Annotated in this window: 11 protein-coding genes; 10 read left to right on the top strand and 1 reads right to left on the bottom strand. The window is 69.4% G+C overall.

Annotation, left to right across the window (positions count from 1 at the left end; genetic code table 11):
- The first annotated feature begins 2 nt into the window (after positions 1-2).
- The 8 genes from B3K53_RS11650 to B3K53_RS11615 all read left to right on the top strand — a co-directional run bounded on the left by B3K53_RS11650 (position 3) and on the right by B3K53_RS11615 (position 8,580).
- Positions 3-1,007, top strand: coding sequence for a LacI family DNA-binding transcriptional regulator (locus B3K53_RS11650; RefSeq protein WP_292084486.1), 1,005 nt, complete (start codon positions 3-5; stop codon positions 1,005-1,007).
- 63 nt (positions 1,008-1,070) lie between these two features.
- A complete protein-coding gene (locus B3K53_RS11645; RefSeq protein WP_409515782.1) occupies positions 1,071-2,216 on the top strand; it encodes a fumarylacetoacetate hydrolase family protein in 1,146 nt (381 codons plus the stop codon).
- A complete protein-coding gene (locus tag B3K53_RS11640; protein ID WP_292084485.1) occupies positions 2,213-2,971 on the top strand; it encodes an SDR family NAD(P)-dependent oxidoreductase in 759 nt (252 codons plus the stop codon). The genes B3K53_RS11645 and B3K53_RS11640 overlap by 4 nt, the downstream gene beginning before the upstream one ends.
- Positions 2,972-3,044: 73 nt before the next feature.
- Entirely contained in the window at positions 3,045-4,475 is a 1,431-nt protein-coding gene (locus B3K53_RS11635; RefSeq protein WP_292084484.1) for a sugar porter family MFS transporter, read from the top strand.
- An 84-nt stretch (positions 4,476-4,559) separates the two neighbouring features.
- Positions 4,560-6,002, top strand: coding sequence for an aldehyde dehydrogenase family protein (locus B3K53_RS11630; protein ID WP_292084483.1), 1,443 nt, complete (start codon positions 4,560-4,562; stop codon positions 6,000-6,002).
- 4 nt (positions 6,003-6,006) lie between these two features.
- Positions 6,007-6,876: an SMP-30/gluconolactonase/LRE family protein gene (locus B3K53_RS11625; RefSeq protein WP_292084482.1), complete on the top strand. Its 870-nt coding sequence runs from the start codon at positions 6,007-6,009 to the stop codon at positions 6,874-6,876.
- On the top strand, positions 6,873-7,730 hold the full coding sequence (locus tag B3K53_RS11620; protein ID WP_292084481.1) for an aldose 1-epimerase: 858 nt from the start codon (positions 6,873-6,875) through the stop codon (positions 7,728-7,730). Before B3K53_RS11625 ends, B3K53_RS11620 begins: the two co-directional genes overlap by 4 nt.
- A 1-nt stretch (position 7,731) precedes the next feature.
- Complete coding sequence (locus B3K53_RS11615) at positions 7,732-8,580, top strand: rhamnogalacturonan acetylesterase (RefSeq protein ID WP_292084480.1); 849 nt, start codon at positions 7,732-7,734, stop codon at positions 8,578-8,580.
- A 19-nt stretch (positions 8,581-8,599) separates the two neighbouring features.
- On the opposite strand, the gene B3K53_RS11610 is transcribed toward B3K53_RS11615, so the two are convergent.
- Positions 8,600-10,396 carry an IlvD/Edd family dehydratase gene (locus B3K53_RS11610; RefSeq protein WP_292084479.1) on the bottom strand — a complete coding sequence of 599 codons (1,797 nt, stop codon included), beginning with the start codon at positions 10,394-10,396 and terminating at the stop codon, positions 8,600-8,602.
- Between the two features lie 115 nt (positions 10,397-10,511).
- On the opposite strand from B3K53_RS11610, the gene B3K53_RS11605 reads away from it, so the two are divergent.
- Positions 10,512-11,267, top strand: a complete 756-nt coding sequence (locus B3K53_RS11605) for a FadR/GntR family transcriptional regulator (RefSeq protein WP_292084478.1) — start codon at positions 10,512-10,514, stop codon at positions 11,265-11,267.
- Positions 11,268-11,375: 108 nt separating this feature from the next.
- On the top strand, positions 11,376-13,064 hold the full coding sequence (locus B3K53_RS11600) for an alkaline phosphatase family protein (protein ID WP_292084477.1): 1,689 nt from the start codon (positions 11,376-11,378) through the stop codon (positions 13,062-13,064).
- Positions 13,065-13,164 lie beyond the last annotated feature (100 nt).

Genomic DNA, 13,164 nt, shown 5'->3' with positions numbered 1-13,164 from the left:
TCATGGCCGCTGACGACCGCAACCCGACCATCGACGACATCGCCCGCCGCGCGGGGGTGTCAGCGATGACGGTGTCGCGCGTCATCAACGGCGGGGCGCGGGTCAGCGCGGCGACGCGCGAGCGGGTCCAGGCGGTGATCGACGCGGCGGGCTATGTGCCCGATCCCGCGGCGCGAATTCTGGCGCGGGCCGGGGCGGGGCGCATCGGCCTGCTCTACGCCAACCCCAGCAACGCCTATCTGGCCGAGGTCCTCTCCGGCGCCCTGGCCGGGGCGCGGGCGGCGGGGCTGTTGCTGATGATCGAGCCGTCGCAGGCGGGCGATCCGGCGCAGGAGGCCGAGGCTGTGCGGCGACTGGCGGCGGGCGGGGCGCAGGGCCTGATCGTGCCGCCGCCGCTGGGCGAGTCCGCCGCGACCCTCGACGCTATCCGGGCGGCGGGTCTGAAGGCGGTGCTGCTGGCCGCGCCGCCCGTCGAGGGCATGACGGGGGCCCTGCGGGTGGATGACGTCGGCGCCGCCGCCGAGATGACGCGACGGCTGATCGACCTGGGCCACCGCTGCATCGGTCTGATCGAAGGCCGCGCCGATCAGAGCGCCAGCGCCGACCGACGCCGAGGCGCGCAGGCCGCGGTCGAGGCCGCGCAGGGCGTCGACCTCCTGATCGAGCGCGGCGACTTCACCTACCGCTCGGGCTTTGAGGCCGCGCGGCGGTTGCTGGCCGCGCGTCCGCGCCCGACGGCCCTGTTCGCCGGAAATGACGACATGGCCGCCGGCGCCCTGGCGGCCGTCCATGCGGCGGGGCTGCAGACACCCGGCGACGTTTCGATCGCAGGCTTTGATGACACCTATCTGGCTGCCAGCGTTTGGCCCGCCCTGACCACCATCCGCCAGCCTGTCGCCGAGATGGCCCGCCGCGCGGCCCTGCGTCTGGCGGGCAAGGAGCAGCTCGAGACGCAATTCGTCGAACATCGACTGATTGAACGGGAGAGCACCGCGTCACCCGGTTGACACCGGTTTCCAAGTGGAGAATGTTAGCGCTAACACGACGTCAGATCGTGTGGGAGACGCACCTTGGATATGATCGCCATTCTGCCGCGCGACTGGCGCGCGGCTGTCCTGCTGGGCCGGATCGAGACCGCTGACGGGCCGACGCCTGTGCTGCTGCGGGATGGTCGGCTGATCGACATTTCCGCCTTCGCCCCGACGACGGCGATGGCTCTGGCGCGACCCGATCTCGCCGCCGCCGAGGGGCGCGATCTGGGCGCGGTCGAGGACCTGAAGGTCGCGACGGCCTGGGGCGATGCGGGGCTGGCCCTGCTGTCGCCGCTGGACCTGCAATGCATCAAGGCCTCGGGCGTGACCTTCGCTGTTTCGGCGCTGGAGCGGGTGATCGAGGAGCGGGCGCGTGGCGACGCCGCCGCCGCCAACGCCATTCGTCGGGGCCTGCTGGAGCGCGTCGGCGGCGAACTGAAGGACCTGAAGCCGGGCTCGGCTCAGGCTGAGGCGGTCAAGGCGCAATTGATCGCCGACGGCCTGTGGTCGCAGTATCTGGAGGTCGCCATCGGCCCCTATGCCGAGATCTTCACCAAGGCGCCGGTGCTGGCCTCGGTCGGGGCGGGCGCGGCGGTCGGGGTGCGGGCCGACTCGGCTTGGAACAACCCGGAGCCGGAGGTGGTGATCGTCTGCGATCCGGCGGGTCGCCCGGTCGGCGCCAGCCTGGGCAACGACGTCAACCTGCGTGACATCGAAGGGCGCTCGGCTCTGCTGCTGGGCAAGGCCAAGGACAACAACGCCTCGGCGGCGGTCGGGCCCTTCGTCCGCCTGTTCGACCACGGCTTCAGCATGGATGACGTGCGCGCCGCCACGGTTCGGCTGGAGGTCGAGGGCGAGGACGGCTTCGTCATGACCGGCGAAAGCTCGATGCGCCTGATCAGCCGCGATCCCGAGGACCTGGCGACCCAGACCCTGAGCGCCCACCAATACCCCGACGGCTTCGCCCTCTATCTCGGCACGATGTTCGCCCCCGTCGAGGATCGCGGCGAGGCGGGCAAGGGCTTTACCCACAAGGTCGGCGACCGCGTGCGGGTCTCGTCCGACAAGCTGGGCGTGCTCGAGAACATCGTCGCGACCTGCGATCAGGCGCCGCCCTGGACCCTGGGCGTCAGCGGCCTGATGCGCAATCTGGCCGGGCGCGGTCTGCTGGGCGGCGCGGCATGAGCGGCGCAGTTTATCCTTCGCTGAAAGGCCGTCTGGTCGTCGTCACCGGCGGCGGCTCGGGCATCGGGGCAGGGGTGGTCGAGGCCTTCGCTCGACAGGGCGCGCGGGTGGTCTTCTTCGACATCGCCGAGGCGGAATCCAGGGCTCTGGAGGCGTCGCTGGCGCAACTGGACCCGGCGCCGGTCTTTGAAACCTGCGACCTGACCCGGATCGAGCCCCTGCAGGCGGCCCTGGCCGGGATCATCGCTCGGCACGGGCCTATCGACGTCCTGATCAACAACGCCGCCAGCGACGATCGGCACGCCCTGGCCGAGGTCACGCCCGCCTATTGGGACGAGCGGATCGCGGTCAATCTGCGCCATCTCTATTTCGCGGCCCAGTCGGTGGCGCCCGCCATGCGCGCGCAGGGCCGGGGCGTGATCCTGAACCTGGGCTCGATCAGCTGGCATCTGGGCCTGCCCGACCTGTCCATCTACGAGACGGCTAAAGCGGGCATCGAGGGCATGACGCGGGCCCTGGCGCGGGAGCTGGGCGCGGACGGCGTGCGGGTCGCCTGCATCGTGCCGGGCAATGTCAAAACCCCGCGTCAGATGAAGTGGTACACGCCCGAAGGCGAGGCCGAGATCGTCGCCGCCCAGTGTCTAAAGGGCCGCATCGAGCCGCGCGACGTGGCCGCTTTGGCCCTGTTCCTGTCCTCCGACGACGCCCGTTTCATCACGGGGCATGAGTATTTCGTGGACGCGGGCTGGCGCTGACGCAAATCTGATTTCATCACCGCCCGCGATCAATGACGGGCGGTCAACCACTCGGACCTGGGGAGGGACGAATATGGCGGGACCGACAGGGGCTTCTGGCCCGGACATCGCGGGGAATGACCGGGTCAACATGGCCTTCATCGCCCTGATCGTGGCGGTGGCCACCATCGGCGGCTTCATGTTCGGCTATGATTCCGGCGTCATCAACGGCACCCAGGACGGGCTGGAGGCGGCCTTCAACCTGTCGGCGCTCGGCACAGGCTTCAACGTCGGCGCCATCCTGCTGGGCTGCGCCTTCGGCGCCTTCGCGGCGGGACGACTGGCCGACGCCGTCGGCCGCCGCACGGTGATGCAGATCGCCGCCGTCATGTTCATCATTTCGGCCGTCTGGGCCGGGGCGGCGGACAGTTCTGCCCACTTCATCCTCGCCCGCTTCATCGGCGGCCTGGGCGTCGGCGCAGCCTCGGTCCTGTCGCCGGCCTATATTTCCGAAGTCACCCCGGCCTCGATCCGGGGGCGGCTGTCGTCGGTGCAGCAGATCATGATCATCACCGGTCTGACGGGCGCCTTCGTCGCCAACTACGCCCTGGCCAAGACGGCGGGCGGGTCGACGGCCGAGTTCTGGTTGGGCTATCCGGCCTGGCGCTGGATGTTCTGGCTGCAGGTCGTGCCGGCCGGCATCTACTTCCTGGCCCTGCTGGCCATTCCCGAAAGCCCGCGCTTCCTCGTGGTCAAGAAGAGGGACGTTCAGGCCGAGGCCGTGCTGTCCAAGCTGTTCGGCCAGGGCGCCGGCGCGCGCAAGGTCGCCGAAATCCGCGCCTCGCTGGCGGCGGATCACAAGCCGCGCTTCGCCGACCTGCTGGACCCGGCGACCCGCAAGGTGCGCCCCATCGTCTGGGCCGGTTTGATCCTGGCGGTCTTCCAGCAACTGGTCGGCATCAACATCGTCTTCTACTATGGCGCGGTATTGTGGCAGTCGGTCGGCTTCTCCGAAAACGACGCCCTGCAGATCAACATCCTGTCCGGCGTCCTGTCGATCGCGGCCTGCCTGGGGGCCGTGGCCATGATCGACAAGATCGGCCGCAAGCCCCTGCTGCTGATCGGCTCGGTCGGGATGTTCGTGACCCTGGGCGTTCTGGCCTGGTGTTTCTCGCGCGCAGCCATGGTCGATGGGGCGCTGCATCTGGACGATCAGACGGGCCTGACCGCGCTGATTTCCGCCAACGCCTATGTGGTCTTCTTCAACCTCAGCTGGGGGCCGGTCATGTGGGTCATGCTGGGCGAGATGTTCCCCAACCAGATGCGCGGCTCGGCCCTGGCCGTCGCCGGCTTCGCCCAGTGGATCGCCAACTTCGCCATCGCCGTCAGCTTCCCCTGGATGGCGGCGTCGCTGGGTCTTGTCGTGACCTACGGCTTCTATTCGGTCAGCGCCCTGATCTCCTTCTTCCTGGTCCAGGCCTGGGTGAGGGAAACGCGCGGCCGCGAACTGGAAGACATGGGCTGACGCCCGCAAGCTCTGCTACCTGACCTCCCCGAAGGCGGGGCGGCGCGCCCCCGTCGCCCTGCTGCTCTCTGAAAGGACTTTCCCATGACGGACACGCTTGAGCTTTCGCACTGGATCGGCGGCGAGAAGGTGGGCGGGGATCTGTCGGGCGAGAGCCTGAACCCGTCGGACACGCGGGACGTCGTGGCCCGCACGCCCAGGGGCGGGGCGGCCGAGGTGGATCAGGCGGTGCAGGCCGCGCGCGCCGCCTTCCCGGGCTGGGCCGACGCCTCGCCCGAGGCGCGCTTCGACGTGCTGGACCGGGCCGGTTCGCTGCTGATGGAGCGCGCCCCGCAGATCGGCCGCCTGCTGTCGCGCGAGGAGGGCAAGACCCTGCCGGAAGGCATCGGCGAGACCATGCGCGCGGCCCGCATCCTGAAGTATTTCGCCGGCGAGGCCCTGCGCGTCCACGGTCAGAACCTGGCCTCGACCCGTCCGGGCGTGGAGATCCAGACCTATCGCCAGCCGGTCGGGGTCTTCGGCCTGATCACGCCGTGGAACTTCCCCATCGCCATTCCGGCCTGGAAGATCGCGCCGGCCATCGCCTTCGGCAACACCGTGGTCATCAAGCCCGCCGGCCCGACCCCGGCCACCGCCGAGGCCCTCATCGCCATCCTGCATGAGGCGGGCCTGCCCAGGGGCGTGGTCAACATGGTCATCGGCGACGGCGACGTGGGCCGCGCCATCGTCGCCCACCCCGGCGTGGACGGCATCAGCTTCACCGGCTCGCAGGGCGTCGGCGCCGGCGTGGCCGAAGGCGCGATGAAGCGTCAGGCCCGCGTGCAGCTGGAGATGGGCGGCAAGAACCCCCTGATCGTGCTGGACGACGCCGACCTGGATCGCGCCGTCGCCATCGCCCTGGACGGCAGCTTCTTCGCCACCGGCCAGCGCTGCACGGCGTCGAGCCGCCTGATCGTGCAGGACGGCATCCACGACCGCTTCGTCGCCCTGCTGGCCGAGAAGGTGGCGGCGCTTCGCGTCGGCGACGCGCTCGATCCCACGACGCAGATGGGACCGGCGGTGACCGAGGCTCAGCGCGACGTGTCGTATAACTACATCGACATCGCCAGGGACGGCGGCGGCCGGATCGTCACCGGCGGCGAGCGTCTGAAGCTCGACAAGCCGGGCTGGTACGTCCAGCCGACCCTGATCGCCGACACCCTGCCGGACGCCCGCATCAACACCGAGGAGGTCTTCGGCCCCGTCGCCTCGACCATCCGCGTGGCCAGCTATGAGGAAGCCCTGGCCGTGGCCAACGGCGTCGAGTTCGGCCTGTCGGCGGGCATCGTCACCCAGTCGCTGAAACACGCCCGCGACTTCCAGAGGAACGCCAGGGCCGGCATGACCATGGTCAACCTGGCGACGGCGGGCGTCGACTATCACGTCCCCTTCGGCGGCACGAAGAAGTCCTCCTACGGCCCCCGCGAACAGGGCTTCGCCGCCGTCGAGTTCTACACCCAGATCAAGACCAGCTACTCGGCGGGCTGACGGCATGACCACGCCGACCCTCGTCTGGGACGTCCAGGCCGAACTGGGCGAGGGGCCGGCGTGGGACGCGCCCCGCGCCTGCCTGTGGTTCGTCGACATCAAGGGGCGGCGGCTGCATCGCTATACGCCCGCGCCTGGAGATCCCAGGACCGGGGACAAGGCGTCGTGGGACGCGCCGGACCAGATCGGCTTCGCGCTTCCGGCCGAAGACGGCTCGCTGATCTGCGGCATACGCGGCGGCCTCTATCGCTTCGACGTGGACATGGGCGACTTCTCCCTGTTCCAGCCGGTCGAGGCTGATCGCCCGCAGAACCGGCTCAACGACGGCTTCGTGTCGCCGGACGGCGCCCTGTGGTTCGGCTCGATGGACGACAGCGAGCAGAGCCGGAGCGGCGCCCTCTATCGCTGGTTCAGGGGCGAGCTGACCCGCCACGACGACGGCTACGGCGTCACCAACGGGCCCTGTCTCAGCCCCGACGGGCGGACTCTCTATCACCACGACACACTGGAGAAGACGGTCCTGGCCTTCGATCACGCAGACGGCGTGCTGTCGAACCGGCGGATCTTCGCCGTGACCGAGGACGGCTATTGCGACGGGCCGAGCATGGATGCGGACGGCGTGCTGCACGTCGGCCTGTTCAACGGCTGGGGCGTGGCGCGGTTTGCCTCCGACGGTCAGCGCCTCGGAACCATCTGTTTCCCGGTCCAGACGGTGACCAAGGCGGCCTTCGGCGGGGCGGACGGGCGCGACCTCTATTGCACCACGGCCTGGCTGGGGAACGCCGACAAGCGTGCGGCGCAGCCGACCTTGGGCGGCCTCTATCATCTGCGGGTCGAGACGCCGGGCCTGCCGCAGCATCGGATCGCCCTGTGAGGATCGAACGCGGCGACTGGACCCTGAACCTACGCCCTGATCTGGGGGCTTCGATCACCGCCCTGAGCTGGCGCGGACGCGACGTGCTGCGCCCGGCGCCGGACAACCTCGACAGTCCGCTGGCGGCCTCCAGCTTCCCGCTGGCGCCCTACGCCAATCGCATCGACGATGGCGCCTTTGCGTTTGAGGGCAGGGCTGTGCGCCTGCCCGCCACGCCGGGGTTCGCGCCCCACGCCCTGCACGGCGTCGGTTGGCGTGCGCCTTGGAACGTGCTGCGCGTTCACGGCGGGACGGTTGATCTGGTCCTGGCCGCCGAGACCGGGTCGGAATGGCCCTGGGCCTGGACGGCCTCGCACCGGCTGACCTTGAGCGAGGACGGGCTGGAGATGAGCCTGACAATCGCCAACGAGGACGCCGCCCCCATGCCCGCTGGTCTCGGCCTGCATCCCTATTTCGCTGTCGAGCCCGCGACGCGCCTGCAGCTGTCGGCGCCCAAGGTCTGGCTGACCGATGCCCGTGAAATCCCGGAACGGCTGGCGGCGGCGGGCGACCTGATCGACTGGAGCGAGGCTGCCGCCGTGGCCGAGGCCCCCTTCGTCGATCACGCCTACGCCGACTGGAACGGGCGGGCGGCGCTGCTGCACGATGGCTGGCGGGTCGACATGACCGCCTCGCCGAACGCCCGCTGGGCCCAGGTCTATGCGCCTCGCGGCGAGGCTTTCGTCTGCGTCGAGCCCGTGACCCATCGCCCCGACGCCCACAACGCCCCGGCGGGCGAGGACAGCGGCCTGACCGTGTTGGCCCCCGGCGGCCTGCTGACCCTGACCGCCCGCATCACCGCCTCGGAGACCTGAGATGATCGCCGCCCTGACCGTCGCCGCCGCCATGATCCAGACGCCCGCTGCGGCCGAAGCGCCGCCCGTTCAGCCGATCCGGGCGTCGAAGATCATCCTGGTGGGCGATTCCACCACGGCCGTGGTCGGCGGCTGGGGACCGAGCTTCTGCGCCTATCACGTCACCTCGTTCGCGGCCTGCGTGAACCTGGCGCGCGGCGGGCGCAGTTCGGGCAGCTATATCGCCGAGGGCTCGTGGGACCTGGCCCTGGCCGAGATGGCGACGCGGGGGTTCGCCTCCACCTATGTCCTGATCCAGTTCGGCCACAACGATCAGCCGGGCAAGCCGGGCCGCTCGACCGATCTGGCCACCGAGTTTCCCACTAATCTGAAACGCTATGTGGCCGAGACGCGGGCGCGCGGCGCGACGCCGATCCTGCTGACGCCCCTGGTCCGCCGCCAGTTCGTCGATGGGCGCTTGCAGAACGATCTGGAGCCCTGGGCCGAGGCGGTGCGGGCCGTGGCGGCTGAGACCAAGACGCCTCTGGTCGATCTCAACCGCGCCAGCGCCGAGACGGTGCAGGCGCTGGGTCCGGCGATGTCGGCGCGATTCGCTCAGGCCGCGCCGTCGCTGGAAGTCGCCGCCGCCCTGCTGACCGGCACGACCATCGCGTCCAGCACCGGGGTCCCCGCCGCGCCGGGCGCGCCCGCAGCCGCTCAGAACAATGCGGCGGTTGAGCCTCTGGGGCAGGCGCGCATCGCGTTCGACTACACCCACGTCGGGCGCGAGGGCGCGGACTTCTTCGCCGCCCTGGTGACCCGCGACCTGATCGCGGCGGCCCCGTCGATGCGGCGGCTGCTGATCCCCTGAAGGGGCTCGGCGCCCCGCGTCAGTGGTTGTCGCGGGGCAGGCCCAGGGTGTCGACGATGCGGTGATATTTGACGGCGGGCTCCAGCACGGCGCCCGTCTCCAACTCGCCGATCATGCCGCGCTGGAATTCCTGCCAGGGGGTCTGTGACGCCGGATACTGATAGCCGCCTGCGGCCTCGAAGGCGGTGCGGCGCTCGGCCATCTCGGTCTCGTCGATCAGGACGTCCACGCGGCGGGTCTTGAGGTCGATCCGCATCCGGTCGCCGGTCTTCAGCAGGGCGATATTTCCGCCCGTCGCCGCCTCGGGCGAGGCGTTCAGGATCGAGGGCGAGCCCGATGTGCCGGACTGGCGCCCGTCGCCGATGCAGGGCAGGGCGTGGACCCCCTGTTTGATCAAGTCGGCGGGCGGCCGCATGTTGACGACCTCGGCCGCGCCGGGGTGGCCGACCGGACCCGCGCCGCGCATCACCAGGATGCTGTCGGGCGTGATGCCTTCCGCCGGATCGTCGATGCGGCGGTGATAATCCTCAGGACCGTCGAAGACGACGACGCTGCCGGTGAAGGCGTCAGGGCTGGCCGGATCGGACAGGTAGCGGTCGCGGAACTCGGCGCTGATGACGCTGGTCTTCATGATGGCGCTGTCGAAGACATTGCCCGACAGGACCAGGAAGCCCGCGTCCTGCACCAGGGCCGTGTCGAAGTCGCGGATGACGTCGGGCAGGACCACTGCGGCGCCCCGGCAGTTGTCGCCGATGGACTGTCCGTTGACGGTCAGGGCGTCCTCGTGGATCTGACCGCGCCGCATCAGCTCGGCCACCACGGCGGGGACGCCGCCGGCCTGATGGAAGTCCTCGCCCAGATATTTGCCGGCGGGCTGCAGGTTCACCAGAAGCGGCGTCTTGTGACCGACCTCTTCCCAGGTCTGCAGGGGCAGGTCGACGCCCGCGTGGCGCGCCAGGGCCGTCAGATGGATGGGGGCGTTGGTCGAGCCGCCGATGGCCGAGTTGACGATGATGGCGTTCTCGAACGCCTCGCGGGTCAGGATGTCCGACGGCTTCAGGTCCTCATGGACCATGTCGACGATGCGCTTGCCGGTCAGATAGGCGACCTGGGGCCGCTCGCGATAGGGGGCCGGGATGGCCGCCGAGCCGGGCAGGGACATGCCTAGGGCCTCGGCCAGCGCGTTCATCGTCGTCGCCGTGCCCATGGTATTGCAATAGCCGACCGAGGGCGCTGAGGTGGCGACCAGATTGATGAACTCCTCGTAGCCGATCTCGCCCGCCGCCATCATTTCGCGGGCCTTCCAGATGATGGTGCCCGAGCCGACGCGCTCGCCCCTGTGCCAGCCGTTCAGCATGGGGCCGACCGACAGGGCGATGGCGGGAATGTCCACGGTCGCCGCCGCCATCAGACAGGCGGGCGTGGTCTTGTCGCAGCCGATGGTCAGGACGACCCCGTCGATCGGATAGCCGTACAGCAGCTCGACCAGACCCATGTAGGCTAGGTTGCGGTCCAGTCCGGCGGTCGGGCGCTTGCCCGTTTCCTGAATCGGATGGACCGGGAATTCCAGGGCGATGCCGCCCGCCTCGCGGATACCCTCGCGCACGCGCTTGGCCAGTTCGATATGGTGGCGGTTGCATGGCGACAGGTCCGATCCCGTCTGGGCGATGCCGATGATCGGCTTGCCCGAGCGCAGCTCCTCCAGCGTCAACCCATAGTTCAGATACCGCTCCAGATAGAGGGCGGTCATGTCGGGGTTCGACGGATTGTCGAACCAGGCCCGGCTGCGCAGCGGCTTGGGCGAGGTCTGGGTCATGGGGCGTGGGGAAGCTGTGCGTCGCCGACGGTGGCGACTTTAATGTGAATATCATAATACTAATGATTGACCAGCGCCTTTGCGCCTAAACGACCAGACCGCTAGAGGATCAGATATGGATATGTCCTCGCCCGCTTCTTCGACCGCTTCGACCCGTGTGAGCGGTCACGTGGTCTCGGCCCACGACCAGATCGTGCGCGCCCTGGCGCAGGAGATCCTCACGGGCGCGCTGGCGCCTGGCGACAAGCTGCCGCTTGAGGCGGACCTGCTGGAGCGGTTCGGCGTGTCGCGCACAGCCCTGCGTGAGGCGCTCAAGACCCTGTCGGCCAAGGGCTTTTTGAACGTGAAGACCCGCGTCGGCACGCGGGTCAGCGACAGCGTCCACTGGAACTTCTTCGACAAGGAGGTTCTGACCTGGCGGGTGGCCATCGGCATGGACGCCCGGTTCCGGCAGCATCTGGCCGAGGTGAGGCGCAGCCTGGAGCCCACGGCCGCCTCCCTCGCCGCGCGCCACCGCACGGAAGCGGACCTCGCCGCCATGCGTGCAGCCCTCGAATGGATGCGTCGCGAGGACGCCTCCGCCCATGAGTTCGCCCGCGCCGACCTGGCCCTGCACCTGGCCATCGGCGCCGCGTCGCAGAATCCGATGATCCGCTCGGTGGCGGGGGTGATCGAGACGGCCCTGCTGGAGGCCTTCACGCTCAGCCCGCCGACCCAGGCGCCCGCTCTGCATCATGAAACCGTCGAGGCCCACGCCCGGATCGTCGAGCGCATCGCCGCGGGAGACGAAGCCGGCGCCGCCCAGGCCATGTTGGCCGTCATCGACGCCGGCTATCAGAGGGTCGAGGCGGAGCAATCGCCCGGCCGCTAGGAAATGCGGCGGCGGGCCGGCCTACGCCCAACCAATCCGGGCCGTTGTCTTGGCGCCGTTACGCTGGGGGGGTAGTCACCTGCATCCTCAGCGTTTCCGGTGTTCAAAATGATCTTCAGCCGCGTTCTGGCTCCGACCCTGGCGCTCGCCCTTCTGGCGGGAGCGGCTCTTCCGGCCATGGCTCAGCAGGCGGCTCAGCCCGCAGCGGCGACCGCAGCCGCCGAGCGTGCGGCCCCGGCCCTGGTGGTGACCCTCGTGATCGATCAGTTGAGCGCCAACCTGTTCAACCAGTACCGCAGCCAGTTCACCGGGGGTCTGAAGACCCTGGCCGATCAGGGCATGGTCTCGATCAACGGCTATCAGACCCACGGCGTCACCGTGACCTGCGCCGGTCACTCGACCGTCCTGACGGGCGTGCATCCGACGCATAGCGGCATCCCGGCCAACGACTGGATCGACACCACGACGGGCGAGGAGACCTATTGCCTGGCCGCCCCGCAGAACACGCTGGCGCACGGCAAGAATACGGACAACGGCCCGGTCGGCCCGGACCAGCTGAAGGCCTCGACGCTCGGCGACTGGCTGAAGAGCGTCAGCCCCAACAGCCGCGTCTTCGGCATCTCCGGCAAGGATCGTGGCGCCATCAACCTGGCCGGGCACAAGGCCGACGGCGCCTTCTGGCTGACCAATGACTTTGGCTTCACCACCTATGTCGAGCCGGGCCAGTCGGCCGAGGCCAAGCTGGCGCCGGTCGCGGCCATCAACGCCCGGATGATCGACCGCTTCTCGCGCCAGGCGCCGATCTGGAATTACACTAACGACGCCTGCCGCCGCCTGGAGGGCCAGTGGGTCATCGGCGGCCAGACCTTCAACTCGACCCTGCCGCCGGCCGACGACACGATCGACGGCTCGCCCCTGCTGGACGAGCTGACGCTGGAAGGCGCCGCCGCACTGTTGGACGAGCAGCAACTGGGCCGTCGCGGCGTCACTGATATGCTGGGCGTCAGCCTGTCGGCCACCGATCGCATCGGCCACGGCTACGGCACGCAGGGCCCCGAGATGTGCGAGCAGATGCTGCGTCTCGACGCGGCCCTGGGCGTCTTCCTCGACAAGCTGTCGACCGTGCCCGGCGGCGTGGTCGTCGTGCTGACCGCCGACCATGGCGGCTCCGACTTCCCCGAGCGGTCCTCGGTCGAGGGCTATCCGGCGTCGGGCCGGGTGGACCGCACCCTGATGCCGCGCGTCAATGACGCGCTGAAGGCCCGGTTCAAGCTGGACGCCAATCCGCTGGTCTCCTCGGCGGGCGGTTTGATCGTCGTCGACAAGGACAAGAAGTCGCTGGCCGAGCCCCTGCGCAGCCAGGTCCTGGCCGCCGCGGTCGAACTGCTGAACGCCGAGCCCCAGGTGGCCCTGGCCGTGTCGCGCGACGAACTGCTGGCCGAGCCGCTGCCCGCTTCGGACAATCCCGAGGAGTTGAGCCTGCGCCAGCGTCTGCGTCTGTCGGCGGTGGCCGGACGCTCGCCGGACATCATGCGATCCTATCAGCCCGGTCTGACCGGGTCGGGACGTGTCGGCGGCGCCATCTCCAGCCATGGCTCGCCCTGGGATTATGACCGCCGCGTGCCGATCATCTTCTGGTGGCCGGGCGCCAATGGTCAGGAGCGCTTCCTGCCGATGCGCACCATCGATATCGCCCCGACGCTGGCCCATCTGATCGGCGTCAAGCCGACGGGCGAAGTGGACGGCCGCTGCATGGACATGCCGCAGTTCGCCACGGGGCGTTGCGAGGCCAAATAGGCCTCACGGCCATAACGTCGTGTTTCAGCCTCATAAACTCGTGTTTCCGGCCGGGGGCGTGGTCTTACGCCCCCGGCTTTTCATTGGCACAAGGGATCAA

Origin of the sequence: Brevundimonas sp. UBA7506 (assembly GCF_002479495.1) — a bacterium.
Taxonomy (GTDB): Bacteria; Pseudomonadota; Alphaproteobacteria; order Caulobacterales; family Caulobacteraceae; genus Brevundimonas.
Note: the sequence above shows the minus strand (reverse complement) of the source record. Positions and strands in the feature narration are given on the sequence as shown.